This window comes from Brevundimonas sp. MYb52 (genome assembly GCF_002979535.1).
Classification (GTDB): Bacteria; Pseudomonadota; Alphaproteobacteria; order Caulobacterales; family Caulobacteraceae; genus Brevundimonas.
Genome location: NZ_PCPB01000006.1, coordinates 46,029 through 70,886 on the forward strand (window position 1 = coordinate 46,029; position 24,858 = coordinate 70,886).

Below are 24,858 nucleotides of genomic sequence, written 5' to 3' on the forward strand. Positions count from 1 at the left end.
GCGAGTTCAGGCGCTGTCGTGAGGTTGGCTGTCGTCCCCGATGTTCAGGGGCTGGCGCTGGCCGTAACGATGGGCCCTCGGGACAAGCCCGAGGGTGACGGAGTGTTTGAAGGTTCATTCTTGCTGAGAGCGATATCATGTCTGTTCTGACCGCCCTGATGGCCGCCGCTCTGTTGCAGGCGACGTCGGCCTCGACCGCCCCCGACCTGTCGTGGCTGGCCGGCTACTGGCTGGACTGCTCTGGCGGGCGCGAGGCGTCCGAGACCTGGAGCGATCTGCGCGCGGGCCTTCTGGTTGGTCATACCGTGACCGTGCGCAATGGCCGCAGCGGCTTCGAGTTCGCGCGTATCGGACCCATGCCTGATGCTGGGCCCGAGGGCGGTCTGGCCTATGTCGCCCAGCCGGGCGGGGCCGCGCCCACCTCGTTTCGCCTGATCGAAAGTGGGCCGCAGCGGGTGGTTTTCGCCAACCCCGCCAACGACTTTCCGCACCGCATCATCTATTCACGCACGGGGGATGTGCTGGCCGCCCGCATCGAAGGGGCGGATGACGATGAGACCCGGAGTGCGGAATGGACATTCAACAAGGCGCAGCTGAACGCGCGCTGCCCCAGCTGACTTGGCGGCCGATGACGCCCGAGGACATCGACGGCGTCGTCGGCGTCGCCCGCCTGTCCTTCCCCGATCATTTCGAAGCGCGCGAATGCTTCGCCGAGCGGCAGGAACTGGCGCCCGAGGGCTGCTTCGTCCTGTCTGACGAAGCCGGAATCGTCATGGGCTACCTGATGGCCTATCCGTGGAAGCGCAACAGCGCCCCGCCGCTGGACAGCCTGATCGGCGCCGTCCCGACCGACGCCGAGGTCATCTATCTGCACGATCTGGCCGTCCACCCCGATACGCGCGGCGGCGGCTACACCCGTCCCATCGTCGAGCGACTGGCTGAACAGGCCAGGGCGGCGGGCTGGAAGGAGGTCGCCCTGGTCGCCGTGAACGAGGCGACCGCCTTCTGGGAACGCAATGGCTTTGTCGTCCAGACCCCGCCCGGCATGGCCGAGAAACTGGCCAGCTACGGCGACGACGCCCGCTATATGATCAGAACGCTCTGATCGTCTTCATTACAAAGCTGAGGCGCTCGGCGACGGGCGCCTTCGGCAGTTCGATCAGCTCATAACCGAAGCGTGGATAGACCTCGGTCATGGCGTCGAAGGTGCGCTGCGCCTCGTCCAGATCCTGTTTGCGTTCGGCGTCCTGAGCGAAAATCTCTGGCCAGACGGGAGCGATGAAGACGCGCCGGTCGTAGCGGACGTCGCGCGCCGCCCGCTCGACATGGGCCGGGATCGGCTGGCCGCACAGGGTCAGGTAGCCGACCACGTCAGGCGTTCCCCGGTCGAAGAAGGCTGGCCCTGCCGCGCCCTCGAACCGGGCGTGGGCCTCCAGTTCGCGATCCAGCATCAGTTCGGCGAACAGGGCGCGGTCGCGCCACGGCAGGGCCTGACCGTCGATGGCTTGCTGGCGACGGATGACGGCGCGGCCGGCTTCGGGCGAGGTCGCATGGCCCGCCGCCGCCAGCGCCTCGATCAGGCTGGTCTTGCCCGAGCCCGGCCCGCCGGTGACGACGATGCGCCGGAGCGTCGTCATGCGTGCCGCGTCGCCATCATCATGTAGTTGATGCCCACGTCGTCGCCCTCGCTCCAGCGGTCGTTGAGCGGGTCATAGGCCAGGCCATAGGGGCCGGTGACGCTCAGGGGCTCGCCGTCGAGCATGGCGCGTAGTTCCTCGGGCTTGAGAAACTGGCGCCAGTCGTGAGTGCCGGCGGGAACCCAGCGCAGCACGTATTCGGCGGCGAACTTGCCCAGCAGCAGGCCCTTCAAGGTGCGGTTCAGGGTGGCGACGATCATCAGGCCGCCGGGCTTGATCAGTTTGGAGCAGGCGCGGACGAAGGCCTCGGGATCGGCCACGTGCTCGATCACCTCCATGGTCAGGACCACGTCGAAGGGGCCGGCGTTCGCCTCGACCATCTGCTCGACGGTGGCGGCGCGGTAGGTAATGTCGAGCCCGACCTGTTCGGCGTGGGCGCGGGCCGTGCCGATATTCTCGGACGAGGCGTCCAGGGCCGTGACCTCAAACCCCATGCGCCGCATCGGCTCGGCGATCAGGCCGCCGCCGCAGCCGATGTCGATCAGGCTGAGACCGACGAAGGGCGACCGCGCTCGAACATCGCGGCCATAGTGTTCGGCGGCGCGGTCGCGGACGAATTTCAGCCGCGCCGGATTGAACCGATGCAGGGGCGCGAACGGCCCTTTCGGGTCCCACCATTCGGCCGCCTGGGCCGAAAAGCGCGCCACATCGGCGGGATCAATGCTCGGCCCCTCGGCACGATCGGTTGCAAAGGGTGAAAAACCCTCTTCGCTTTGGGGTTTGCGCGGCTCAAGGCTGTCGTTAGAAGCGGACATGGCCGCAGGCATGAACCGCCTTGGCCGCCCATGCAAGCAGGGGACGAAACGCCACGATGACGCGGCCCGAAACGACACGACTGGTGATGAAGTTCGGGGGGACCTCCATGGGGGACCTCGAACGTATTCGTCGTGCGGCGCGAATTATCGCCGCCGAGGCCGCCAAGGGCAAACAGATCGCCGTGGTGGTTTCCGCCATGGCCGGCAAGACTAATGAGCTGGTGGCCTGGACCGACGGCGCGGGTCAGGCCGCCGCTGGATTGCCCCTGTCCGACGACGAATACGACGTGGTGGTCGCCTCGGGCGAGCAGGTGACCTCGGGTCTTCTGGCCCTGACCCTGCGCAACATGGGCTTGAACGCGCGCAGTTGGATGGGCTGGCAGATCCCGATCATCACCGACGACGCCCACGGCCGCGCCCGCATCGAGGACGTGCCGGGCGATGTCCTGGGCGCTGCTGTCGACAGCGGCCAGATCGCCGTCGTCCCCGGATTCCAGGGCGTGACCCGCGACGGCCGCATCACCACCCTGGGGCGCGGCGGCTCCGACACCTCGGCGGTGGCGGTGGCGGCGGCGCTGGGCGCCCCTTGCGACATCTACACCGACGTGGACGGCGTCTATACGACCGACCCCCGCATCGAGAGCCGCGCGCGGCGCCTGGAAAAGGTCTCCTACGAGGAGATGCTGGAAATGGCCTCCCTGGGTGCCAAGGTGCTGCAGACCCGCTCGGTCGAACTGGCCATGGCCAAGCAGGTCCCGGTTCGGGTCCTGTCCAGCTTCATCGAGCCGGATGAGAATGGAAATCTGCCGGAAAACGCCGGCACCCTGATTTGTGACGAGGATGAGATCGTGGAAAAGCGCATCGTTTCCGGCGTGACCATGAGCCGGGACGAAGCCCGGATCACGCTGCTGGGTCTGGCGGACCGCACCGACGCCCCCGCCGACGTCTTCACGCGTCTGGCCGAGGCCAACGTCAATGTGGACATGATCGTGCAGAGCCAGGCCCGCACCGAGGGCGCGGTCAACCTGACCTTCACCACGGGCCGTCGCGACGCCCAGCGCGCCGCCGAGATGATGACCGCCGCCAAGGCCGAGCTGGGCTTTGAGGAACTGCGCATCGACGCCGACGTGGCCAAGATCTCGGTCATCGGCGTCGGCATGCGCAGCCATGCGGGCGTGGCCCAGACTATGTTTAGGGCCTTGGCCGACAAGGGCGTCAAGTTCCAGGCCATCTCGACGTCCGAAATCAAGATCAGCGTCCTGATCGAGGACGCCTATTCCGAACTGGCCGTGCGCGCGCTGCATTCGGCCTACGGGCTGGACGCCCTATAGGAAAACAGCAACGCCGTCCTATCTGGTCAGTGGGCTGATCGACGGGCGGCCAGGCGGGAGGCGACATGGTGAAGGGCGGATTGACGACGAGGGGGCCTCGCAACCTCCTGCGCCAGATCCGCGAAGCCATGGCCGGCGGCGGCCCGGCGCAGGACCGGCTCGACATGGTGGTGCGCACCATCGCCCAGTCCATGGTCGCCGAAGTCTGCTCCATCTATTTGCGCCGCGCCTCAGGCGAGCTGGAACTGTTCGCCACCCAGGGCCTGAACCCCGAGGCCGTCCACAATACCCGGCTGCGGCCAGGCGAGGGTCTGGTCGGCGAGGTGGCCCGGCTGGCCCAGCCGATCAGCCTGTCGGACGCGCCGTCCCACCCCAGCTTCTCCTATCGCCCGGAAACCGGCGAAGACCCCTTCCACGCCTTCCTCGGCGCGCCGCTTCTGCGCGGCGGTCGGGCCATCGGGGTTCTGGTCGTCCAGAACCGCGCCGCCCGTCGCTATGACGAGGAAGAGGTCGAGGACATCCAGACCATCGCCATGGTCCTGGCCGAGACGGTCGCCTCGGGCGAGCTTCTGGCCCAGGACGAACTGCGCGACGTCGAGGTGGCGCCCCACCGACCCGAGCGGCTGAAGGGCCAGAAGTTCGCCGAAGGCCTGGCCTATGGCGTCGTCGTCCAGCACGAGGCGCCCCTGGCCCCCGAGCAACTGCTGTCCGACGACCCGGCCGCCGAGGAGCGGCGTCTGGCCGAGGCCCTGTCGACGCTGAAAGCCGGCATCGACGCCATGCTGGAAGGCGGGCAGAGCAAGCTGGGCGGGACCTCATTCGAGGTTCTGGAGACCTATCGGATGTTCGCCGACGACCGGGGCTGGAACCGGTCTCTGGAAGAGGCGGTGCGTTCGGGCCTGACCGCCGAGGCGGCCGTGGATCGGGTCCGCAACGAACACCGCGCCCGCTTCGCCAAGGCTCGCGACCCCTATATCCGCGAGCGGCTGCACGACTTCGAGGACCTGGCCAACCGTCTGCTGCGGGTGCTGGCCGGCGACAATCCCGGCCAGCGCGACCTGCCCGACGACGCCATCCTGGTGGCCCGAAATCTCGGCCCCGCCGACCTGCTGGAGTATCCGCGCCACAAGCTGCGCGGCCTGCTGCTGGAAGAAGGCTCGGCCGCCAGCCACGCCGCCATCGTCGCCCGCGCCCTGCAGATCCCCTGCGTGGGCCGTCTGCAAGGCCTGCGCGACCGTCTGTCCGAGGGCGACCAGGTCATCGTCGACGGCGAGACGGGCGAGGCCTATCTGCGCCCCCGTCCCGACATGCTGGCGGCGGTTCAGACCCGCATGGCCGTGCGCGAGCAGCGCCGCGCTGAATTCGACCTGCTGCGCGACACCCCTGCCGTCACCAGGGATGGCACGCGCATCACCGTCCTGACCAATGCTGGTCTGGCGGTGGATCTGGAAAATCTGGACGCGACCGGGGCCGAGGGCATCGGCCTGTTCCGCACCGAGTTCCAGTTCATGGTTTCGGACGAACTGCCGCGTCTGGACGCCCAGACGGCCCTCTACAAGCTGGTGCTGGACGCCGCTGGGGACCGCCCGGTCACCTTCCGCACCCTGGACATCGGCGGCGACAAGGTCCTGCCCTATCTCGACAACGAGCGGGAGGAGAACCCCGCTCTGGGGCGGCGCGCAATCCGTCTGGGTCTGGATCGCCCGGCTCTGCTGCGGATGCAGGTGCGGGCGCTGCTGGCCGCCGCCGCCGGGCGCGAGCTGCGCGTCATGTTCCCCATGATCGCCACGGTGGACGAGTTCCGCGCCGCGCGTGAACTGGTCGATGTCGAGTGCGACTGGGCGCGGCGGCGCGGACGGCCCCTGCCGTCCCTACTGCGCGTCGGGGCCATGATCGAATGCCCCAGCCTGTTGTGGCACCTGGACGCCCTGTTGCCGTTGACCGACTTCGTCTCGATCGGCACCAACGACCTGCTGCAGTACATGTTCGCCGCCGACCGGACCAATCCTCTGGTGTCGGACCGGTATGATCCCCTGTCGCCGCCGGCCCTGAGGGCCCTGGCCGAGATCCAGCAGAAGTGCGCCGACAGCGCCACGCCGGTCTCGGTCTGCGGTGAACTGGCCGGGCGTCCGCTGGAAGCCTTCGCCCTGATCACCCTGGGTTATACGCGACTGTCCGCCCCGGCCGGGGGGGTGGGGCCGGTCAAACGGATGATCCTGTCGGTCGACCTGCCTGCGGCGCGGCGCGGCATGGCCGTCCTGCTCGGTTCCTCGGCCGGGTCTGTGCGCGGCGAGATCGAGTCCCTGGCGCGCAAGCTGAACGTCATCGTCTGAGCCATAGACTGAAGCGGGGCTGCTTTCCCGCGTTGCCCGCATCAAGCGCCTCGTCTAAGCGAAGGGGAGGGCGCCGTCGCGTCCGCACGGACGGAACCCCGCATGGATCAGGATCGGCAGAACGCGCCGTCCCTCGAGGACGCCGAGACGCTGGGCGAGGCCCTGCGCGCCGCCCGTCTCGCTTCGGGCCGCTCCATGGCCCAGCTGTCGACCATGACGCGGGTGCATCCGCGCTACCTGACGGCGCTGGAGCAGAACGAGTTTTCGGTCCTGCCGTCGCGCATCTTCTCCATGGGCTATGTCCGGGCCTACGCCGGCGCCCTGGGTCTAGACGAACTGACCGCCGTTGAGCGTTTCAAGCGCGAGTTCCCCGAAGCCGCCGTGCCGCTTCAGGCCCCGACCGGCGCCGCCCTGCAGCAGATGCGCCGCACCTCGCCCAAGATTCTGGCGGCGCTCGGCGTGTTGATCGTGGCCGTGATCGGCTGGAATGTGTTTCAGCGCGTGGTCCGCATCGAGCCGCCGCATCCGTCCGATCTGGTCGGCGTGCCCAAGAACTGGGCCAAGGAGGCTGACTCCGAGGTCGAGCGCGCCCTCTATCTGGGCGCGCCGCGTGCGGCCCCGCCGGACCAGACCACCCCGGCGCTCTACATCACGCCTGGCCTGGAAGCCCAGCTGACCGGCGTCGATCCCGACGATCCCAATGCTGCGCCGCCGCCTGCGCCCCCGGTTCAAGCCGCCTTTAACCCGCGCGGCGCCGTCTATGGCGCATCGGCCACCACCTCCGTGGTCACCCTTCAGGCCCGCAAGCCGGCCACCCTGGTCGTGCGCCAGGGCGACGGTCGTATCCTGTTTGCGCGTCAGCTGGGGGTAGGCGAGGCCTGGCGTGCGCCGCCGAGCGTCTCGGCCACGGTGGACGTGTCGGACCCGACGGCCTTCGACGTCTATCTGAACGGCGAGCATAGCGGCGCCCTGCCTGCGCCCCAGTCGCCGCTCGGAACCTTGAACAACCGCGCCCAGGCCGAGGCTCGCCAGTCGGAAGCCCGCGCCGCCGCTGCGGCCGAAGCCCAGGCTCGCGCGCGCGCCGCCCAGGCGGCGGCTGCACTGGCCGCCGCCCCACCCCCTGTCGCCGCTCCGGCGGCCCCGCCTGCGGGATGAATCGTCGCGGGCTGCGACTGATGTCGTGGTTTTGCCGTCGTTCCTCGCCTATGTTCCGCGCGACATGAGCGACCATTCCGAACTCGGCCACATCCGTCCCTGGCGCCACATCGAGCGCCGCAAAAGCCGCCAGATCATGGTCGGCTCGGTCCCGGTCGGCGGCGACGCCCCGATCAGCGTCCAGTCGATGACCAACACCCCGACGACTGACGCGGCGGCGACGCTGACGCAGATCCGTCAGCTGGAGGAGGCCGGGGCCGACATCGTCCGCGTCTCCTGCCCGGACGTGGAGTCGACGGCCGCCTTCAAGACCATCGCGCGCGAGGCCCGCGTGCCGCTCGTGGCCGACATCCACTTCCACTACAAACGCGGCATCGAGGCCGCTCAGGCGGGCGCCGCCTGCCTGCGCATCAACCCCGGCAACATCGGCTCGATGGACCGGGTGAAGGAGGTCGTTCAGGCCGCGCGCGACCACGGTTGCTCCATGCGCATCGGCGTCAACGCCGGCTCGCTGGAGAAGGAGTTGCTGGAAAAATACGGCGAGCCCTGTCCCGATGCGATGGTGGAAAGCGCGCTGAACCACGCCCGCATCCTGCAGGACCTGGACTTCCACGAGTTCAAGATCTCGGTGAAGGCGTCCGACCCCTTCCTGACGGTCGCCGCCTATCAGCAGTTGGCCGAGGCCATCGATTGCCCGCTGCATTTGGGCGTGACCGAGGCCGGACCCCTGCGCACCGGCACGATCAAGTCGGCCATAGGCATGGGCAACATGCTGTGGGCCGGCATCGGCGACACCATCCGCGTCTCCCTGGCCGCCGACCCGGTCGAAGAGATCAAGGTCGGTTTCGACATCCTGAAATCCCTGGGCCTGCGTCACCGGGGGGTGAACATCATCGCCTGTCCGTCCTGCGCGCGGCAGGGTTTCAACGTCATCGAGACGGTGGCGATCCTGGAAGAGAAGCTGGCCCACGTCTCGACGGCCATGTCGCTGTCGATCATCGGCTGCGTCGTCAACGGACCGGGCGAGGCCCTCTATACCGACGTCGGCTTCACCGGCGGCGGCAAGGGCGCGGGCATGGTCTATCTGAACGGCAAGATCGCTGGGAAGCAGGCCAATGAGGGCATGATCGACCACATCGTCGAACTGGTCGAGGCCAAGGCCGCCGAACTGGACGCGGCGCGCAAGGCGGCGGAATAGCCCTGTTCCGCTTCGAACGGCTGCGCTAGTCAGGCCGGATACTGGGTTGGGGAACATCATGATCCGTCGCATCGCGCTGACGTCTGTCTTGGCTTTGTCGCTCGGGAGCGTTGCCGCGAGCCCGGTTCTGGCGCAGGCCGCCGTGACCGCGACGGCCGCAACGCCGGCGACCCATGTCGCCCTGCAAGCCCCTGACGGCCGCGCCATCGACCTCAGCGTCTGGGCGGCGGCGGACGAGCAGGCGGTGATCGTCTTCAGTCACGGCTGGAACAGCGACCCGGCCCGTTATCATCGCATCATCAAATACTGGACCGATCGCGGCTTCACCGTCATCGCGCCGATGCATACGGACTCGTTGCAGCATCCCCGCCACGCCGAGGGCGACCAACGCAGCTTCGTCATGAGCCGGATCGTCGATATGGCGGTGGTGCGCGGCTATGCGCAGGCGACCTATCTGGCCAAGCCGATGATCGCCGCCGGCCATTCCTTCGGGTCCTTCGATTCTCTGATGTCGGCGGGCGCGGTCAGCGTCGCCGGGCCGCTGGGCGATCCGGCGGTCAAGGCGGTAATCGCCATCTCGACGCCCGGCGTGGTGCCGGGTTTGGTCAGCCCCTCAACCTACGCCACGGTCGCCGCCCCGGTGCTGATCGTCACGGGCGACGCCGATCTGGTGCAGGGCTTCGTCACCGACCCCCGCGACCACCGGGCGGCTTTCGACGCCAGCCCGAGGGGCGACAAGATGCTGATGACCTTCGCGGGCGGCGATCACGGCTTCATCGGCAACGCCGACCCTGCCGACTTTGAGCTGATGGCCGCCACGACGGTTGATTTCATGCGCGCGCACGCTCTGGGCGATGCGGCGGCGCAAGCCCGGCTGGATGCCCTGACCGCGCCCGAGGGCGTCACCATTGAGCGTCGCTGAGATCATGAAGCTTTACATCACCACCCCGTCGCCCTTCGCCCGCAAGGTCCGTATCGTCGCCCGCGAGAAGGGGTTGTCCGAGCGGATCGAGGAAATCGCGGTCGATCCCTACGCCAATGCGCCGGAACTGCTGGCCACCAATCCCGTGGTGCAGGTGCCGACCCTGATCGCCGAGGATGGCCTGCCCCTGACCGACAGCCCGGTCATCTGCCAGTATCTCGACGCCATCGGCTTCGGCCCGCGCCTGCTGCCCGCCGAGGAGGCTGAGTGGCTGCGTATCAAGCGTCTGGAGACCCTGGCCAACGCCACGCTGGAAATGGGCGTCAAGCTGGTGCTGGAGAAGCGCCGCCCCGAGCAGGAGCGCTCGCCGACGTGGATGGAGCGGTGGACCTTCAACATGGGGCGCGCGCTTGATGCGCTGGAAGCGGCTGCGCCCGACGCCGAGGATTTCAACATGGCCGTGCTGAGCGCCGGGATCGCCGTCAGCTGGATCAGCTTCCGTCACCCCGACTACGACTGGAAGACCGGCCGCCCCAACCTGGTCGCGCTTCAGACCGCGCTGGAAAAGAGGCCCAGTTTCCAGGCGACTGCGCCGGTCTGACCGCTGCTGCAGGCGGTTGGGGATGTCACGCGTTCGTGATTGACGGTCGAACGACGTGATGCCAGACAGGCGGAAGGTCAGCCGGGGGGGCTGGACCGTATCCTCTTAGGGATCGTCATGATTTCCAAACGCCATGCACGGCTGGCCGTGCAAGCCCTGACGCTTGCGGGCTTGAGCGTCAGCCTGCCAGCCTGCGCCACCATCACGCGCGGCACCACCCAGGAATTCGTCATCGAGAGCAGCCCGCCCGGCGCGCGCGCCTCGACCTCGAACGGGTTCTCGTGCGAGGCCACGCCCTGCACCTTCCGCATGCCGCGCAAGGATGCCTTTACCGTGACCATCGCGCGCGAGGGCTATGCGGCGCAGACCCATTCGATCGAAAGCCGCATGTCGGGCGGCGGCGGGGCGGCTATGGCCGGCAATATCCTGGTCGGCGGTCTGATCGGCGCTGGCGTGGACGCCACCTCGGGCGCCCTGAACGACCTGACGCCGAACCCGCTGATTGTGACGCTGGAAACCGAAGGTGCAGCGACGGCCCAGGCCGCCGCAGTCGCCGCTCCTGCCCCGCAGGCCCAGCCGTGAGCCGCGCCGTCGTGATCCGCCGCGCCGTCGTCGCCGTGATGTCCCTGGGCCTGTTGTCGCTGGGCGCCTGCGCCTCGGCGGCCCGTCCCGAGGCCATGACCGTCCTGCCCTCCAGCGTGAGTGCGGCCAAGGCCGGGGACGTGGGCTATCAAGCGGTGAAGATCGTCAACGTCTCGGGCGGCACGGAGACCAACCCCCTGCTGTGGTCCGAGGTCGCCAGCGGCGACTTCCGCCAGGCGTTGGAAAGCTCGCTCAAGGCGACCGGCTACCTGGGAGCGACGGACAGCGCGCCCCTGTCGTTGACGGCGGCCATGCTGGAACTGAAGCAGCCCCTGGCCGGCCTCGACCTGTCGGTGACCAGCCGCGTGCGCTACTCGGTGACCGACGCCTCGGGGCGTCTGGTGTTCGACGAAACGGTGGCGGCGACCGGCACCGCCAAGATGGGCGAGTCCCTGATGGCGACGGAACGTCTGCGTCTCGCCAACGAGTACGCCGTCCGTGAAAACATCAAGGCCTTCATCGAACGCTTCCGCGCTCACGTCGCGCGCTGATCGGTCGAGACGGCAGGCAGGGGGCGGGACGGGCGCAGGCCGGTCCCGCCCTTTGGCTATCGGCCGATCAGTCCCGCCAACTGGGCGCCCTGGAAGGCGGCGAGGAAAAGCAGCAGGAAGCCGACCGCATAGGCCAGCCCCTTGCGCGGCACCTTTTTGACGATCAACCCCGCGAAGGGCGCGGCGATCAGGCCGCCGACCACCAGTCCGGCGACGGCGGCGGCATGGTTTTCCAGCGCCCCGGCCTCTTCCCAGTGACCCGTCACCAGGGCCCAGACGAAGGTGGCCGAGATGGCGACGGTCAGGAAGAATTCGGCGGTGTTGACCGTGCCGATGGCCTTGCGCGGATCGTGACCGGCGCCGACCATGGTCGAAGACACGGTCGGCCCCCAACCGCCGCCGCCCACGGCGTCGAGGAAGCCGCCGACCACGCCCAGCGGGGCGGTGATCCAGGCGGGCAGATGGCGATGCGGCACGTCATGCCCCGCACGCCACAGAATCCAGGCGCCGATCAGGGCCAGATAGGCGATGATGAAGGGCTTGATCATTGCGCCGTCGATCCCGGTCAGGACATAGGCGCCCAGCACCCCGCCGATCACCCCGGCGATGGCCAGCGGCAGAAACAGCCGCCACTCGACATTCCGGTGCCAGGCGTGACTGCCCGCCGAGGCGGCGGTGGTGAAGACCTCGGCTGCGTGGACGCTGGCCGAGGCCGTGGCCGGCGGCACGCCGAAGGCCAGCAGCACAGAGGACGAGATGACGCCATAGGCCATGCCCAGGGCGCCATCGACCGCCTGGGCCAGAACGCCCACCAGCAGGAACAGGAAAAAAGTATCCATTCAGCCCTCAGCCTTGGCCCGCATCAGGCGCACCGCTCGACTGACTTGGCAATGGCGGATCAGGCGGCGGGCTCCAGTCGCGCCAAGGCGTCCAGCACGTCGCGGCCCGTATAGGGCTTGATGACCATGGCGGCGGCCAGTTCGGCGTTGGCGGCGGCTGCGCTAACGTCGCCCGACAGGAAGATGACCGGGGTGCCCCAGCGCGCCTTGAGGCTGCGGGCCAGATCGACGCCGGTGGCCTCGCCGGACAGGTTGATGTCCAGCAGGGCCGCGTCGATGGGGTGCAGGGCCGTGGCGGCCTCGGCGGCTTCGGCGCTGTGGAAGGGGCCGACGATCCGGTGTCCGGCGGCGTCCAGCGCCTCGGTCAGGGCGGCGGCGGCTTCGGCGTCGTCCTCGACCAGAAGCACGGTCAGGGGTTCGACCTGGGGCGCGGCGGCGGGAGTTTCAGCCGGCGCCTGACGCACCAGGACGGCGCGCAGATAGGGCCAGAGTTCGGCGGCGGGGCGTTCTGCGTCCAGGTCGAAGATCTTGGCCAGAGCCTTCAGCTCGGTTTCGGCTTCAGCGGACACGGTGGCGTCCGGGCGCTCCAGCAAGCCGTCGTAGAGGGCGCAGAGCCGCGCCACATTGGCGTCCGCCCCGACGCTGGAATCCGCGTTTCCATCGAACATGCCTGTCTCCTGTCAGTTTCAGCCCAGGTGGAGCTAGGGTGTTTGCAGGTGCGAAGAAACCGCCCTGACGGGCTTGTGACGACTGTTCACAATCGCTCCATCTGCGCGTGTTCGGGCCTTTTCATCGACAGGGAGCGGTCCGGCGGGTAAGGCTCCGCGCTCGATTTTTCCTTCGAAGGACGCTCCATTGCGACTGCCCCAGGCTCGGCTCGATCAGGTGCTCGACCGCTTCCATCAGGTGGAGGCCCGCATGGGCGCGGCGTCGGACGGCGCCGAGATCGTGCGTCTGTCGAAAGAGCATGCCGAGCTGAAGCCGGTGGCCGACGCCGTGCAGACCCTGGCCCGCGCCCGTGCCGAGGCCGAGGACCTGCAGGCCATGGCTTCGGACCCTGAAATGGCCGCCATGGCCGCCGACGAACTGGAGGCCCTGAACGCACGCCTGCCGGAGCTGGAGCGCGAGGTCGCCCTGCTGCTGGCCCCGCGTGACGCCGATGAAAACGCCTCGGCCGTGCTGGAAGTGCGCGCCGGGACCGGTGGGGACGAGGCGGCCATCTTCGCTGGCGACCTGTTCCGCATGTATTCGCGCTACGCCTCCACGCGCGGCTGGCGGGTCGAGATCGACAGCCTGACCGAGGGCGACGCGGGCGGCTACAAGGAAGTCATCGCCACCGTCACGGGCGAAGGCGTGTTCGGCCGACTGAAGTTCGAGAGCGGCGTGCACCGGGTCCAGCGGGTGCCGGCGACCGAGTCGCAAGGGCGCATCCACACCTCGGCGGCGACGGTCGCGGTCCTGCCCGAGGTCGAGGACGTGGAGATCGAAATCCACGACAAGGATATCCGCATCGACACCTATCGTTCGTCGGGCTCGGGCGGCCAGCACGTCAATACGACCGATTCCGCGGTGCGCATCACCCACCTGCCCACCGGCATCATGGTGACGTCGTCGGAGAAGTCCCAGCACGTCAACCGCGACAAGGCGATGAAGAACCTGCGCGTGCGCCTCTATGACATGCAGCGTCAGGCCAAGGACCTGGCCCGATCCGATACGCGCAAGTCGCAGGTCGGCTCCGGGGACCGGTCGGAACGCATCCGCACCTACAACTATCCGCAAGGCCGGGTCAGCGATCACCGCATCAACCTGACCCTGCACAGCCTGCCCCAGATCATGGAAGGCGACATCGACCCCCTGCTGAACGCCCTGATCGCCGAGGATCAGGCGGCTCGCCTGGCTGATCTGGAAGCCGAGTTCGGCTGACAACGAATTCTCCCTCCCCTTTATGGGGAGGGTGGCTGAGCCCGAAGGGCGAATACGGGTGGGGGCGGCAAGGCCAATCAAGCGCCGAGGCCAGGATCACCTCGCCCTCCCCACCCGGTCGCTGCGCGACCTCCCTCCCCATGAAGGGGAGGGAGAGCTGCAGCATTATCTGCGTTTGACGCGCCGCTTCAGCACCCGGTCGCCCAGGGCCTCGGCGTATTTCAGCGTAAAGGCCAGGGCCGCCGGATTGCCCCGACGCGGGCCGACCGAATCCGCCATGATCGCGCCGCGCTCGCCGATCGGCAGGGGCGCACCGGTGGTGGTGTCTATGGCGGTCTGATGCTCGATCTCGGCGTTCAGCCGCGCCCCCATCAGGATCACCTGCACCGAGAACCAGGTCCACAGCAGGAAGCCCATGGCCGCCGCCAGGGGGCCGTAGGAGTCGGTGCGGACGAAGTTGCTCAGGAACCAGCTGAACAGGAAGGACACCAGCAGGCTCAGCGCCGCCGCGAACAGGGCGCCTGGTGTCAGCCAGCGCCAGCGCGCCCGCGCCCGGCACGGCCCGATTCGATAGATCAGGGCCAGGGCCGCGACATAGCCGAGATAGAGCAGGGGCCAGCGTAGCGGCGCCAGATGGGCCCATTCCTCCTCCAGGCCGAAGACCGACAGAACCACAGGCACGCCGACCACCAGGGCCGAGCTGAGCAACACCGCCAGCAGGCCCGAGACGGTGACCCCCATACAGAGCAGGTTGTAGGTCAGGATGTTGCGTCGCTCGACCTCGTGATAGGCGAGGTTCAGCCCATAGAAGAGGGTCTTCACCCCGCCATTGGCCGCCATCAGCGACAGGGCCAGGGTCCAGACCAGGGTGAAGGTCAGTTGCCCAGTCGAGCCGCCCGCTAGTCGCGTCATCTCGGCGCCAAGGAACTGGGCCACGTTCGAGGGCAGCACTTCATAAAGGAAGCTGAGCTGGTTCCAGGCGTCGGCCGGATCGGCGAACAGGCCATAGATGGTGACGAAGGCGCCGAGCGTCGGGAACAGGGCCAGCAGCATGAAGAAGGTCACGCCCCCGGCGACGAAGCCGACCCGGTCGCCGAAATAGCCCATGCCCGTGCGCCAGGCGATGTCGATCCAGCCCTTGCGCGGGATATGGGTCGGGTGCTGCGCCAGCCGTCCGCGGCCGGGCTCCTCGGCGTCATAGTCCTCGGGCGTGGGATCGCGCGGGGGCAGGGGCTCGGGCCGCTTGGGCCGCAACTCGACGCCGTACTTGTGGCCCTGGGTATAGAGCAGGTGCGCCGCCGTGGCGCCCGCAGCCAGTCCGCCCGCCGCCGCGCCCAGATAGCGCCAGAGCGCGCCGCCGTTTCCGCGCCGACGCGGCGCGCGTTTCAGAAGGTTCTGCATCCCCATCCGCCCCTCAACGGCCACGCTCCGACTGCGTTCCGTCTTGAAATCGCCCGCCGCAGGGGCCAATCAGCGATCATGTCCGAAAACGCCCCCGCCGCCCCGACCCTGCTCACCGCCTGGAAGGGCGCGCAAGCCCAGTTCAAAGCCGCCGGCATCGACAGCCCGTCGATCGACGCCCGCCTGTTGCTGGAGGCGGCGACCGGCGCAGGCCGCGTCGACATTCTGACCGATCCCTACCGCGTCATCGACGCCGACAAGTTCGCCGCCCTGGAGGCCATGGTGGCGCGTCGCCTGAAGCGCGAGCCGGTGTCGCGCATCCTGGGCAAGAAGGGCTTCTGGAAGATCATGCTGAACGTCACCCCCGACGTGCTCAGCCCCCGCCCGGACACCGAAACCCTGCTGGACGTCATCGTCCGCGCCTTTGCGCCGCAACGCGCCTTCGACTTTATCGACCTCGGCACCGGCTCGGGCGCTATTCTTCTGGCCACCCTGGTTGAGCGCCCCGGCGCGCGCGGCGTCGGGACCGACATCTCGACCGAAGCCATCGCCGTGGCGCGCGAGAACGCCGCCAATCTGGATCTGAACGACCGCTGCACCTTTATCCGCACCGAGTGGGCCACGGGTTTCGCCGACGACAGCTTCGACCTGGTGGTGTCCAACCCGCCCTATATCCCGACCAGCGACATCGCGGGGCTGGACCCGGAGGTGCGCGAGCATGACCCGCATCTGGCGCTGGACGGCGGCCCCGACGGCCTGCAGCCCTATCGCGATCTGGCCCCGGAAATCGCCCGCATCCTGCGCCCCGAGGGCGTCTTTGCGGTCGAGATCGGCTGGGATCAGGGCGAGGCGGTCAAGGCGCTGTTCGAGGCGGCGGGCTTTACGGGCGTCAAGGTGGTCAAGGACCTGGGCGAGCGTGACCGCGTCGTCACCAACGGCCCTGACCCGCGCGTCGATCCTATCCCCGAGGCCTGATCGGGGTCGAAGGGCAGGCGCAATAAAAGCCTTGGAAACCGCTTCAGCGCGCGCTAAGTCCTTTTTCGTCTCCCACTCAAACGCATCCTTTTCGGGCAGGTTTGCTCGTTCAAGCGCGTCTGGGCCAGTGACGGTCGGACCGGCTTGGTCCGGCGGACCACAGGGCGACGAACGGTTTTCCGAGCACATCGATACGGGGATTGGCCCCGACCGAACGGAACGACGAACTGGGTCCTGCCCGTCCTTGAACGACGGCGGCCCGCACCAGCACGGTAAGCTCCGATGAGAGATTTCAAGGGCATGAAGCGTCAGCGCGGACGCAACCGGAAGCCCGGCAGCGGCGGCGGCAACAACGCCAACGCCACCAATCCGAACCGGTCGTGGGATTCGCAGGGCCCCGAGAACATCAAGGTCCGGGGCAATGCCCAGACCGTCTATGAGCGCTACATGCAGCTGGCGCGCGACGCCTCGGCCGCTGGCGACCGCGTCCTGGCCGAGAACTACACCCAGCACGCCGAACACTATTTCCGCGTCCTGCGCGCCCTGCAGCCGCAACGTCCGGTCAGCGAGATCGCCCAGCGCGAACTGGCCGGCCAAGGCTTCGACATCGACTTCGAGGACGAGTCGGGCGCTCAGGCCGCCGCCATTATCGCCGCCGCCGCCGCCGAGCAGCAGAAGGCCGAGGACGAGGCCCGTCGTCAGGCCGAGCGCGCTGAACGCGACGCCAATCGCGACAACAACCGTGATCGGGACCGCGACTACAACCGGGATCGCGACAACAATCGCGACCGTGATCGTGAACCGCGCGAACCGCGTGAGCCGCGCGCCGAGGGCGACCGTGAGCCGCGCGCCGAGGGTGACCGCGAAGGCGGTCGCCGCGAAACCCGCCGCGAGCGCTGGGAGCGTCGCCGCGAGGAACGCAACCGTCGCTTCGAGGCCGGCGAGGCCACGCCCGAGGACGAAGCCCGCGCCCTGGCTGAGGCTGAATACGCTCCTGACGCCGCCGTCGAACCTGTCGCTGACGAACCTGCGCCTGCCGCCGCAGAGGTCGAGGCCCGCCCGGCCCGCGCTCCGCGCCGTCCGCGTACTGAACGCGCCCCGGCCGAAGCGCCCGCCGACGGCGAAGTCAGCGACGGCATGGGCCTGCCCGGCTTCCTGACGCGTCCTGCAGCCCCCGCTTCGGATGAGGCCGAGATCTCGGACGAGGCTCCGGCGCCCAAACGCCGCGCGCCGCGTCGCAAGGTCGAACCCGCCGCCGACGAGGGCTGATCGTCGGCGCGCAACTTTAGCGCGTATATTTACATAACCGCAATCTATGGGCGTCATTCTCGATCTATCGGGAGGACGTGCAATGGAACTCGTTCTGGTGGTGGTCGCTCTGGCCTTGTCCGGCTGCTGGGCGGGGATAAGGCTCGCGATCAGGGCCAGGCGCGAGGCGGCGACCTTGCGGCGGTTGAACGCCACGCTGGAGGCGCGGACCGAGCAGCGCGCGCGTGAGCTTCAGACCGCCCTGGCCGTCGCCGAGGGTCAGGCAGCCCAGGTCGAGGCGGCGCATAGGGCCAAGACCGAGTTTCTGGCCAGCATGAGCCACGAACTGCGCACTCCGCTCAACGCCGTCATCGGCTTTTCCGACCTGATGCGGATGAACGAGGCGCACGAGCCCCTGACCCATCGCCAGCATCAGGCTCTGGAGCAGATCCGCGCCGCCGGCGCCCGGCTGCTGACCCTGGTCGACGAGGTGCTGAACCTGGCCGACATCGAGGGTGGGCGGCTGGCCTTGAATGTGGAGCGCGTCGATCCCCTGCTGGTCGCGCGACAGGTCTGCGAGACCCTGCGCCCCATGGCTGAGGCGGCGGGGATCGAATTGCGCGAGCCGCCGCCCGTGGCGGGTCTGGCGGCCCTGGCGGATCGCGAGCGCCTGCGTCAGGTGCTGACCGCCCTGGTCGCCAACGCCGTCAAATACAATCGCCCCGGCGGCGTGGTGTTGATCGAGGCGCGTCAATCGGCCGAGGGGGTCAGCCTCAGCGTCCATGACACCGGGCCCGGCCTGCCCGCCGCGCGTATGGACGGCCTGTTCCAGCCCTTCAATCGTCTGGGGCGCGAAGCCTCGGAGGTGCCGGGCGCGGGCCTGGGCCTGGCCGTGGCGCGGCGTCTGATCGAGGCCATGGGCGGACAGTTGGGCGGCGACAGTCGCGAGGGTGAAGGGGCGGTCTTCACTGTCCGCCTGCCGGTCGCGACAGAGGCGCCCCGGACAGTGACGGCTTCGTTCGCGCCGACGATGACCCTGCCTGAGGCGACCCTGCTCTATGTCGAGGACAATCCGTCCAACATCGCCCTGATGCGCCATGTGATCACCGCCCTGGGCGGGATGCGGCTGCATGTCGCCGAAACGGGGCCGGAGGGTCTGGCCCTGGCCCGCGACCTGCGACCCGACGTCGTCATCCTGGACATCAACCTGCCGGGCATGGACGGGTTCGAGGTCAAGGCGCGGCTGGCCGAAGATCCGCTGACGCGCGACCTTCCCGTCCTGGCCCTGTCGGCCAGCGCCGCCTTCGCCGATATCCGGCGCGGGCGAGAGGCGGGCTTCCTCGAATACCTGACCAAGCCCCTGCAGATCCCGGCCCTGGCCCAGGCCTTGTCGCGGGCGCTGACGCCGGATGTCGAGGCCCCAGGCGCGTGCGGGGATGCTGGCGCGAACGCCGCCTGACGCGGTCGGGCGAACGCTGTCGCCGCCTGCCGGGGTTGACGCGGCGCGCCGAGAGGGCTTCCTAGGGGGCGAGGGGCTTTTCAACCCTGTGTGAGGGAGAGCCCATGTCACGCTCGTCGGCCGGTATTGCGCGATCCAAGGCGAAGGGACCTCGCGCCCTGATCCCGAGCCTGCTGGCGACGGCCCTTCTGGCAAGCTGCGCGACCACGCCGCCGCCGCCCCCTCCGCCGCCGCCGCCGTCCGTGCCGGATGCGCCCAGCGGCGCTGTCCTCAGCGATTGGCGCGGGGTCATCACCGCTTCCGATCGCGATCGCTATCAGCGCCGCGACGCCGCCTGGACCCTGGCCTTGCAGCAGGCGAGGCGCCAGCCCGGATCGGGCGACCTGTCCTCGCTCGGCGATCTTATCGAACCGAACGCCGCCCGGCCTTCGGTGGCGCCGCCGGTCGGCGCCTACCGCTGCCGCACCATCAAGCTGGGGTCGCAGGGCGGCGAAGAGGGACTGGGTTATGTGGTCTATGGCTGGTTCGCCTGCCGCATCGAGCAGACCTCGGGCGGCCTGAAATTCTCCAAGCTGACCGGGTCCCAGCGGCCGAGCGGCCTGTTGTATCCCGAGAACGACCGCCACATGCTCTTGCTTGGCTCGATGGCCCTGGCCTCCGAGCCCGCCGCCCGCGCCTATGGTCGGCGGCCGGATCGCGACATGGTCGGCGTGGTTGAGCGCATCGGCGAACGGCGCTGGCGTCTGGCTATTCCCTGGCCCGCGAACGAGTCCAACCTCGACCTGATTGAACTGGTCCCGGCCGCACGCTGAGCCGGACCGTGGCCCCTTGACCGGGGTCGCAGGGGGCGTCCACCCTGAAGCCTGTTCAGAATTCAGGGGAGGCGCACATGCGCGGTATTGGTTTCACTATCGGTTCGATCATCGCTGTCGGCGTGCTGATCGCCGTCGTCCTGGTCGGCTTTCCGACCTACAACGTCTATTCCAAGCAGATGGCGGGCAAGGCCGCCTATGAGGAGGCGGTGCAGAACCGCCGCATCCGCGTGCTGGAGGCTCAGGCGGCCCTGGACTCGGCCAAGCTGACCGCCGCCGCCGAGATCGAGCGCGCCAAGGGCGCCAATGAGGCCAACCGCATCATGGCCGAGGCGCTCGGCGGCCCCGAAGCCTATCTGCGCTGGTCCTATATCAACATGCTGCAGGAGACGGCGGGCAAGGAAGGTCGTCAGACCATCTACATTCCCACCGAGGCCGGAATGCCCATCCTAGAGGCGGGTCAACGTCCGGCGGCGCGCTGATTCAGCTCGCCGTCTTGCAGGTCAGCGGCGTCTGATAGAGGGGCCTGGCGGGGTCCAGGCGTCGGGCCTCGGCCATCTGGCGCTCGGCGTCGTCGCAGCGGCCCAGCGCCGCGAGGGCCGAGGCGTAACTGTGACGGATCTGGGGGATTTCGGGCAGGCTGGCCAAGGCCGCCTCGCAATAGGCCAGCCCCTCCGCGGCCCGCTCGGCGCGGACCAGGGTGTAGCAGTGATTGTTCTGCAGCCCCGGATCGTCGGGGCGCAGCTTCATGACCTTTTCGCTGGCGGCCAGGGCGCCGGGGAAGTCGCCCAACTGTTCCAGCAAGGCGGCGCGCTGGATCAGGGCGTCGGTCCCGTCGACCGAGATGCGCTGATAGGCCTCGAAGGCCGGAACAAAAGCCGGATCGCCGCCAGCCTTGAGAATCGGCAGGATGAAGTAGAGGACGAAGCTGCGGTATTCGCCCTCAGTCGGCGGCGGGTTCTGAGGATCGACGATGCGGGCGCCGCTCAGAATGTCCCAACTGGTCCGGGCGTCGGTCAGGGCCTCTTTCGAGCGCCCGACATGGTCGTAGGCGGCGCCACGGAACGCATGGAAGACGGGGTCGGAATAGACCTCCTGGCGGTCGCCCGGACGCGCCTCGTCATACAGGCGCGCGGCCTGCGCCATGTCGCCTTCGACGAAGGCCTGGCTGCCCAGATTGATCAGCGCCCAACTGCGCGCGGGCGAGCCCGCCGGAGCGGCGTTGGCGCAGGTGCGATAGTTGATCTGGCCCATCGGCAGTTGGCATGACGGCGGCGTGGTCATGTCGGGCCCGGCGAAGGACAGGGCGGTGATCAGGGCGAGGCCGGTCAGTATGGTCAGGTGATCCTGGTCAGTTTGAGGTCCTGATAGTCGTAGGAGAAGTCGATGTCGGGCGAGACGCCTTTCAGCGTCGCCGTCGCCGGCTTGGCGGTCATGATGTTGAAGGTGATGAAGGCGTCCTCCTCGCGCTTGTCGGGGAAGCGGGTGCGGAAGGTCTCGCCGTCATAGGGCTCCAGCCAGCCCTTCAGCGCCGGGGTGTGGGTGAAGGCCAGCCACAGGCCGGTCTTGCGGTTGCGGCCGCGCCCCTCGGTCTTTTGCTCAATGGTGATGTCGCCGTACCAGGGGTCGCGCCAGGTGCCGACATAGGCGTCCAGCGGCATGGAGGGCGCGGCGCCCGCCGCCTGCTTGGCGTCGATCTCGACGGCGGCCTTGAGCGACTTCTCTGTGCCCTCAGCCTCGCGTTTCTGGGAGTCGGCGATCCAGTCGACATCGACCTGGTTCATGGCGATGTCGGAAAGGCCCGAGCGCAGGGCGCGCAAGAGGAAGCTCTCCTCGGCGTTGGTGAAGACCGAGAAGCCGATCTTGCGGCCGGGGATCAGGACGGTCGAGGAAATGCCGCCGGGCGAGCCGCCGCCGTGGGTGGCCAGCCGCTCGCCGCGATAGTCCTGCACCTGCAACCCCATGGCGTAGGTCGAGGCCACGGCCCGGTTGGGCAGTTCCGCCGTCGGTCCGTTTGAGGACGAGACGATGATGTTGGGCTTGTACATCTCCTTCGCGGCGGCTTCGGAGAACAGGCGCGAGCCGTCGGCCAGTTTGCCGTCGTTCAGGCGCACGGCGATCCACTTGGCCCAGTCCGTGGCGCTGGCGCAGATGCCGCCCGCCGCCGCCGCCGAATCCCAGTTCCACACCTCGGCGATGGAGGCCGCAATCTGCGTCATCGGCCCCTGAAGGCGCAGCGGCGGCCCGACGCGGGCGTGGGGTAGGGCGCTCTTCTTCGGGTCGGCCAGACGCGCCAGCGGCACGCTCTCGCTCATGCCCACGCGGTCAAAGATGCGGGTCTGGACGAAGTCCTCCCACGACAGGCCCGAGACCTTCTCGATCACCGCGCCGGCCACCACGAACATCAGGTTGCAGTAGTGGTAGTCCTCGCGGAAGCCGTCCTCGATCGGCACGAAGGCGGCCTGGGCCAGGACCTCGGCGCGGGTCCGGTCGCTGTTGGGCCAGAACAGCAGGTCGCCGGCGCCCAGGCCGAAACCGGCGCGGTGGCTGAGGGTGTCGCGGACGGTGATGCGCTCGCCCACCATCGGGTCCGACAGGGTGAAGGCGGGCAGATAGGTCTTGATCGGCTCGTCCCACTTCACCTTGCCCTCATCGACCAGGATGGCCAGGCAGGCGGCGGTGACGTTCTTGGAGTTGGAGGCGATGGCGAACAGGGTGTGGGCGTCCGCAGGCTCGGCCTTGCCCTGACGACGCACGCCATAGCCCTTGGCCAACACCGTCTTGCCGTCGCGCACCAGGGCCAGGGAGACGGCGGGCTGCTCCGGCCAGGCGGCCATGCAGCGCTGGACCCAGGCGTCGGCGGCGGCGGCGATCTCCTCGTCCGAGCGTGTGTCGGGGCGGGTCTGGGCCAGGGCTAGGGCGGGCAGGGCGGCGCTGGAGGCGGCGACGGCAGAGGAAAACAGCGCCGCGCGGCGCGACAGACGGATCGACATAGGCAGGCTCCGGCAAACAGAACGGCGACGCTAGCGCCGCCGGTCCGCCGGGCCAAGAGCCTAGGCCGCCAACCGCCACCTCTGCAGATGCTCCAGCACGTCGGCGACGATCTGCGTCCGCGTGAAGCCGGTCAGGTCGCGGGGGCGGGTGCCGTCGCCGGTCTGGGCCGTCATCCGCCATTCCAGGGCGCGGCGGCCCTCGGGCGCCTCCAGCGCGGTCAGGGCCGGCAGGGGGCGCGACCGGGCGCCGATGCGATAGAGGAAGTCGCGGCCGTTGGCGTGCTCGACCACCAGCCAGACCCCGTTTTCGTCCGCCTCGACGCGGCTGTGGTCCACCCCTTCGTTGGACAGGGCGTCGCGCACCTCGACCAGGGCCGGGGCGCCCTGCCGCTCGATCTGACGGGCGATGTCCTTGCGGCTGGCGGGCGAGAAGATGCGTTTCAGCCGCTCGCCGATCGGCGGAGCCTCGGTCTCGACCGCCTCGCCCTTGAGGTCGGCGTTCATCTGTCGCGCCAGACCGAAACAGGCCAGGATCATGATGACGGCGAAGGGAAGGGCCGCCACCAGGGTCGCCGCCTGCAAGGCCCCCAGGCCGCCCGCGAGCAGCAGCAGGGCCGCCGCCAGACCTTGCAGCACGCACCAGTAGATCCGCTGCCAGCGCGGCGTTTCCTCGGCCCCGCCCGAGGCCAGGGTGTCGATCACCAGAGAGCCCGAATCCGCCGAGGTGACGAAGAAGACCGCCACCAGGGCGATGGCCAGGGTCGAGGTGATGGCCGTCCCCGGCAGGTATTCGAAGAAGTGGAAGAGGGCCGTCGACAGGTCGGTCTGCACGGCTTCGGAAATGGCCCCCGCCGCCACGCCGAGGTCCAGGCTCATGGCCGAATTGCCGAAGACCGTCATCCACAGGAAGGTGAAGGCCGAGGGGACCAGCAGCACGCCGATCAGGAACTCGCGCACCGTCCGCCCGCGCGAGATGCGGGCGATGAACATGCCCACAAACGGCGACCAGGCGATCCACCAGGCCCAGTAGAACAGGGTCCAGTCCGCCATCCAGGCCCTCGGCTCATAGGCATAGAGGGTGAAGGTGCGCACGAAGAAGTGGTCCAGGTAGAGACCGAAATTCTGCACATAGGCCCGTAGCAGGAACAGCGTCGGCCCGACCGCCAGCACGAACAGCATCAGGCAGACGGCCAGAACCAGGTTCAGCTCGGACAGCCGTCGCACCCCCTTGTCCACACCGGTCAGGACCGAGATCGTCGCCGCTCCCATGACCACGGCGATCAGACTGACCTGCATGATGACGCTGCTGGGCAGGCCAAAGACATAGTGCAGGCCCGAGTTCATCTGGGCCACGCCCAAGCCCAGGGAGGTGGCGATGCCGAACAGGGTGCCGCAGATGGCGAAGATGTCGACCGCATCGCCCAGCCAGCCGTTCACCCGCTTGCCCAGCAAGGGATAGAGGCTGGAGCGCATGGTCAGGGGCAGGCCCTTGCGGTGCGCGAAATAGGCCAGGCTCAGCCCCACCACGGCGTAGATGGCCCAGGCATGGACGCCCCAGTGGGTATAGGTGATGACCATGGCCTCGCGCGCGGCGGTCAGGGTTCCGGGCTCGGCTTCGGGCGGCGCGATATAGTGTTGCACCGGCTCGGCCACGGCGAAATACATCAGGCCGATGCCCATGCCCGCCGCGAACAGCATGGCCAGCCACGAGACGTAGGGGAAGTCCGGCTCGGCGTCGTCCGGCCCCAGCTTCAGCCGCCCGGTCGGGCCGACCGCCAGAACGGTCACGAACAGCAGGAAGCCCGCTACAGCGGCCACGTAGAACCAGCCGAAGGTGTCGATCACCCAGGCTTGGGCGGCGCCGAAGATCAGGCCGGAAGTGGAGGGCGCCAGAAGCGCGAGCAGCAACAGCCCGCCGGCAATGGCGCTGGCCCCCCAGAAGACACGGGGGTTCATCTTGGTCGTCAGCATGGGGCCCCAACGCAAGGCTACGCTTGCGGTTCCAAATTCGGCCACAGACCCGCCATTCGGATAAAAAATATGTAACTCGGTTACATGAGGAGCGGCTGATAGTCGCGCTGTC

25 protein-coding genes are annotated in these 24,858 nt (G+C 68.6%); 16 read left to right on the forward strand and 9 right to left on the reverse strand.

Going from position 1 to position 24,858, the window contains the following annotated elements:
• Nucleotides 1-137: 137 nt before the first annotated feature.
• Together CQ039_RS08740 and CQ039_RS08745 are read left to right on the forward strand one after the other, a co-directional pair.
• Complete coding sequence (locus CQ039_RS08740) at nt 138-617, forward strand: DUF6265 family protein (RefSeq protein WP_105563227.1); 480 nt, start codon at nt 138-140, stop codon at nt 615-617.
• The gene (locus tag CQ039_RS08745) at nt 572-1,105 is read left to right on the forward strand and encodes a GNAT family N-acetyltransferase (protein WP_105563226.1); all 534 of its coding nucleotides are present in this window, start codon (nt 572-574) and stop codon (nt 1,103-1,105) included. Before CQ039_RS08740 ends, CQ039_RS08745 begins: the two co-directional genes overlap by 46 nt.
• On the opposite strand, the gene CQ039_RS08750 is transcribed toward CQ039_RS08745, so the two are convergent.
• From CQ039_RS08750 to CQ039_RS16890, 3 genes are read right to left on the reverse strand one after another with little or no spacing between them, the layout of a single operon-like run.
• Nucleotides 1,092-1,637, reverse strand: a complete 546-nt coding sequence (locus CQ039_RS08750) for an AAA family ATPase (RefSeq protein WP_105563225.1) — start codon at nt 1,635-1,637, stop codon at nt 1,092-1,094. The two genes, CQ039_RS08745 and CQ039_RS08750, sit on opposite strands and share 14 nt — an antisense overlap.
• Complete coding sequence (gene ubiG / locus CQ039_RS08755; RefSeq protein ID WP_105563247.1) at nt 1,634-2,452, reverse strand: bifunctional 2-polyprenyl-6-hydroxyphenol methylase/3-demethylubiquinol 3-O-methyltransferase UbiG; 819 nt, start codon at nt 2,450-2,452, stop codon at nt 1,634-1,636. The genes CQ039_RS08750 and ubiG overlap by 4 nt, the downstream gene beginning before the upstream one ends.
• Complete coding sequence (locus CQ039_RS16890) at nt 2,439-2,561, reverse strand: hypothetical protein (RefSeq protein WP_255413100.1); 123 nt, start codon at nt 2,559-2,561, stop codon at nt 2,439-2,441. The genes ubiG and CQ039_RS16890 overlap by 14 nt, the downstream gene beginning before the upstream one ends.
• Between CQ039_RS16890 and CQ039_RS08760 the strand changes: the two genes are divergently transcribed.
• The 8 genes from CQ039_RS08760 (at nt 2,509) to CQ039_RS08795 (ending at nt 11,125) form a co-directional block, all read left to right on the forward strand.
• Nucleotides 2,509-3,783, forward strand: coding sequence for an aspartate kinase (locus tag CQ039_RS08760; protein WP_105563224.1), 1,275 nt, complete (start codon nt 2,509-2,511; stop codon nt 3,781-3,783). The two genes, CQ039_RS16890 and CQ039_RS08760, sit on opposite strands and share 53 nt — an antisense overlap.
• 128 nt (nt 3,784-3,911) lie before the next feature.
• A complete protein-coding gene (gene ptsP, locus CQ039_RS08765) occupies nt 3,912-6,116 on the forward strand; it encodes a phosphoenolpyruvate--protein phosphotransferase (RefSeq protein WP_233194706.1) in 2,205 nt (734 codons plus the stop codon).
• A 102-nt stretch (nt 6,117-6,218) separates the two neighbouring features.
• A complete protein-coding gene (locus tag CQ039_RS08770; RefSeq protein WP_105563222.1) occupies nt 6,219-7,271 on the forward strand; it encodes a RodZ family helix-turn-helix domain-containing protein in 1,053 nt (350 codons plus the stop codon).
• Nucleotides 7,272-7,335: 64 nt separating this feature from the next.
• The gene (ispG, locus tag CQ039_RS08775) at nt 7,336-8,469 is read left to right on the forward strand and encodes a flavodoxin-dependent (E)-4-hydroxy-3-methylbut-2-enyl-diphosphate synthase (protein ID WP_105563246.1); all 1,134 of its coding nucleotides are present in this window, start codon (nt 7,336-7,338) and stop codon (nt 8,467-8,469) included.
• Between the two features lie 58 nt (nt 8,470-8,527).
• The gene (locus CQ039_RS08780) at nt 8,528-9,391 is read left to right on the forward strand and encodes an alpha/beta hydrolase (protein WP_105563221.1); all 864 of its coding nucleotides are present in this window, start codon (nt 8,528-8,530) and stop codon (nt 9,389-9,391) included.
• 4 nt (nt 9,392-9,395) lie between these two features.
• Nucleotides 9,396-9,992: a glutathione S-transferase N-terminal domain-containing protein gene (locus CQ039_RS08785; RefSeq protein ID WP_105563245.1), complete on the forward strand. Its 597-nt coding sequence runs from the start codon at nt 9,396-9,398 to the stop codon at nt 9,990-9,992.
• 117 nt (nt 9,993-10,109) lie between these two features.
• On the forward strand, nt 10,110-10,574 hold the full coding sequence (locus tag CQ039_RS08790; RefSeq protein ID WP_105563220.1) for a translation initiation factor 2: 465 nt from the start codon (nt 10,110-10,112) through the stop codon (nt 10,572-10,574).
• A complete protein-coding gene (locus tag CQ039_RS08795) occupies nt 10,571-11,125 on the forward strand; it encodes a hypothetical protein (protein WP_105563219.1) in 555 nt (184 codons plus the stop codon). The genes CQ039_RS08790 and CQ039_RS08795 overlap by 4 nt, the downstream gene beginning before the upstream one ends.
• A 56-nt stretch (nt 11,126-11,181) precedes the next feature.
• Here the strand turns inward: CQ039_RS08795 and CQ039_RS08800 are convergent, their stop codons facing one another.
• Entirely contained in the window at nt 11,182-11,964 is a 783-nt protein-coding gene (locus CQ039_RS08800) for a sulfite exporter TauE/SafE family protein (RefSeq protein WP_105563218.1), read from the reverse strand.
• 59 nt (nt 11,965-12,023) lie between these two features.
• Entirely contained in the window at nt 12,024-12,632 is a 609-nt protein-coding gene (locus CQ039_RS08805) for a response regulator (RefSeq protein WP_105563217.1), read from the reverse strand.
• A 187-nt stretch (nt 12,633-12,819) separates the two neighbouring features.
• On the opposite strand from CQ039_RS08805, the gene prfA reads away from it, so the two are divergent.
• Complete coding sequence (gene prfA / locus CQ039_RS08810; RefSeq protein ID WP_105563216.1) at nt 12,820-13,887, forward strand: peptide chain release factor 1; 1,068 nt, start codon at nt 12,820-12,822, stop codon at nt 13,885-13,887.
• 165 nt (nt 13,888-14,052) lie between these two features.
• Here prfA and CQ039_RS08815 read toward each other — a convergent pair whose 3' ends face one another.
• Complete coding sequence (locus CQ039_RS08815; RefSeq protein ID WP_233190193.1) at nt 14,053-15,288, reverse strand: YihY/virulence factor BrkB family protein; 1,236 nt, start codon at nt 15,286-15,288, stop codon at nt 14,053-14,055.
• A gap of 78 nt (nt 15,289-15,366) precedes the next feature.
• Here CQ039_RS08815 and prmC point away from each other — a divergent pair, with 78 nt between their 5' ends.
• From prmC to CQ039_RS08840, 5 genes are all read left to right on the forward strand, one after another.
• A complete protein-coding gene (gene prmC / locus CQ039_RS08820; protein WP_105563214.1) occupies nt 15,367-16,263 on the forward strand; it encodes a peptide chain release factor N(5)-glutamine methyltransferase in 897 nt (298 codons plus the stop codon).
• A 282-nt stretch (nt 16,264-16,545) separates the two neighbouring features.
• Nucleotides 16,546-17,532, forward strand: a complete 987-nt coding sequence (locus tag CQ039_RS08825) for a DUF4167 domain-containing protein (RefSeq protein WP_105563213.1) — start codon at nt 16,546-16,548, stop codon at nt 17,530-17,532.
• 82 nt (nt 17,533-17,614) lie between these two features.
• Nucleotides 17,615-18,970: an ATP-binding protein gene (locus CQ039_RS08830; protein ID WP_158255994.1), complete on the forward strand. Its 1,356-nt coding sequence runs from the start codon at nt 17,615-17,617 to the stop codon at nt 18,968-18,970.
• Nucleotides 18,971-19,074: 104 nt separating this feature from the next.
• On the forward strand, nt 19,075-19,782 hold the full coding sequence (locus CQ039_RS08835; RefSeq protein WP_105563211.1) for a DUF4893 domain-containing protein: 708 nt from the start codon (nt 19,075-19,077) through the stop codon (nt 19,780-19,782).
• 77 nt (nt 19,783-19,859) lie between these two features.
• Nucleotides 19,860-20,264 carry a hypothetical protein gene (locus tag CQ039_RS08840; RefSeq protein WP_105563210.1) on the forward strand — a complete coding sequence of 135 codons (405 nt, stop codon included), beginning with the start codon at nt 19,860-19,862 and terminating at the stop codon, nt 20,262-20,264.
• A gap of 1 nt (nt 20,265) precedes the next feature.
• On the opposite strand, the gene CQ039_RS08845 is transcribed toward CQ039_RS08840, so the two are convergent.
• From CQ039_RS08845 to CQ039_RS08855, 3 genes are read right to left on the reverse strand one after another with little or no spacing between them, the layout of a single operon-like run.
• Nucleotides 20,266-21,066 (reverse strand): M48 family metallopeptidase, encoded by an 801-nt coding sequence (locus CQ039_RS08845; protein ID WP_146112077.1) that lies wholly within the window; start codon nt 21,064-21,066, stop codon nt 20,266-20,268.
• A 53-nt stretch (nt 21,067-21,119) separates the two neighbouring features.
• Nucleotides 21,120-22,775: a serine hydrolase gene (locus CQ039_RS08850; protein WP_105563208.1), complete on the reverse strand. Its 1,656-nt coding sequence runs from the start codon at nt 22,773-22,775 to the stop codon at nt 21,120-21,122.
• Nucleotides 22,776-22,835: 60 nt separating this feature from the next.
• The gene (locus tag CQ039_RS08855) at nt 22,836-24,746 is read right to left on the reverse strand and encodes a BCCT family transporter (RefSeq protein ID WP_105563207.1); all 1,911 of its coding nucleotides are present in this window, start codon (nt 24,744-24,746) and stop codon (nt 22,836-22,838) included.
• Nucleotides 24,747-24,858 lie beyond the last annotated feature (112 nt).

What these genes read in the sequence shown, in the direction of transcription:
- CQ039_RS08740 (WP_105563227.1), top strand. Translation starts at nt 138, where the DNA reads ATGTCTGTTCTGACCGCCCTGATGGCCGCCGCTCTGTTGCAGGCGACG.
- CQ039_RS08745 (WP_105563226.1), top strand. Translation starts at nt 572, where the DNA reads ATGGACATTCAACAAGGCGCAGCTGAACGCGCGCTGCCCCAGCTGACT.
- CQ039_RS08750 (WP_105563225.1), bottom strand. Translation starts at nt 1,637, where the DNA reads ATGACGACGCTCCGGCGCATCGTCGTCACCGGCGGGCCGGGCTCGGGC.
- ubiG (WP_105563247.1), bottom strand. Translation starts at nt 2,452, where the DNA reads ATGTCCGCTTCTAACGACAGCCTTGAGCCGCGCAAACCCCAAAGCGAA.
- CQ039_RS08760 (WP_105563224.1), top strand. Translation starts at nt 2,509, where the DNA reads ATGACGCGGCCCGAAACGACACGACTGGTGATGAAGTTCGGGGGGACC.
- CQ039_RS16890 (WP_255413100.1), bottom strand. Translation starts at nt 2,561, where the DNA reads ATGGAGGTCCCCCCGAACTTCATCACCAGTCGTGTCGTTTCGGGCCGC.
- ptsP (WP_233194706.1), top strand. Translation starts at nt 3,912, where the DNA reads ATGGCCGGCGGCGGCCCGGCGCAGGACCGGCTCGACATGGTGGTGCGC.
- CQ039_RS08770 (WP_105563222.1), top strand. Translation starts at nt 6,219, where the DNA reads ATGGATCAGGATCGGCAGAACGCGCCGTCCCTCGAGGACGCCGAGACG.
- ispG (WP_105563246.1), top strand. Translation starts at nt 7,336, where the DNA reads ATGAGCGACCATTCCGAACTCGGCCACATCCGTCCCTGGCGCCACATC.
- CQ039_RS08780 (WP_105563221.1), top strand. Translation starts at nt 8,528, where the DNA reads ATGATCCGTCGCATCGCGCTGACGTCTGTCTTGGCTTTGTCGCTCGGG.
- CQ039_RS08785 (WP_105563245.1), top strand. Translation starts at nt 9,396, where the DNA reads ATGAAGCTTTACATCACCACCCCGTCGCCCTTCGCCCGCAAGGTCCGT.
- CQ039_RS08790 (WP_105563220.1), top strand. Translation starts at nt 10,110, where the DNA reads ATGATTTCCAAACGCCATGCACGGCTGGCCGTGCAAGCCCTGACGCTT.
- CQ039_RS08800 (WP_105563218.1), bottom strand. Translation starts at nt 11,964, where the DNA reads ATGGATACTTTTTTCCTGTTCCTGCTGGTGGGCGTTCTGGCCCAGGCG.
- CQ039_RS08805 (WP_105563217.1), bottom strand. Translation starts at nt 12,632, where the DNA reads ATGTTCGATGGAAACGCGGATTCCAGCGTCGGGGCGGACGCCAATGTG.
- CQ039_RS08815 (WP_233190193.1), bottom strand. Translation starts at nt 15,288, where the DNA reads ATGCAGAACCTTCTGAAACGCGCGCCGCGTCGGCGCGGAAACGGCGGC.
- prmC (WP_105563214.1), top strand. Translation starts at nt 15,367, where the DNA reads ATGTCCGAAAACGCCCCCGCCGCCCCGACCCTGCTCACCGCCTGGAAG.
- CQ039_RS08825 (WP_105563213.1), top strand. Translation starts at nt 16,546, where the DNA reads ATGAGAGATTTCAAGGGCATGAAGCGTCAGCGCGGACGCAACCGGAAG.
- CQ039_RS08830 (WP_158255994.1), top strand. Translation starts at nt 17,615, where the DNA reads ATGGAACTCGTTCTGGTGGTGGTCGCTCTGGCCTTGTCCGGCTGCTGG.
- CQ039_RS08835 (WP_105563211.1), top strand. Translation starts at nt 19,075, where the DNA reads ATGTCACGCTCGTCGGCCGGTATTGCGCGATCCAAGGCGAAGGGACCT.
- CQ039_RS08840 (WP_105563210.1), top strand. Translation starts at nt 19,860, where the DNA reads ATGCGCGGTATTGGTTTCACTATCGGTTCGATCATCGCTGTCGGCGTG.
- CQ039_RS08845 (WP_146112077.1), bottom strand. Translation starts at nt 21,066, where the DNA reads ATGACCACGCCGCCGTCATGCCAACTGCCGATGGGCCAGATCAACTAT.
- CQ039_RS08850 (WP_105563208.1), bottom strand. Translation starts at nt 22,775, where the DNA reads ATGTCGATCCGTCTGTCGCGCCGCGCGGCGCTGTTTTCCTCTGCCGTC.
- CQ039_RS08855 (WP_105563207.1), bottom strand. Translation starts at nt 24,746, where the DNA reads ATGCTGACGACCAAGATGAACCCCCGTGTCTTCTGGGGGGCCAGCGCC.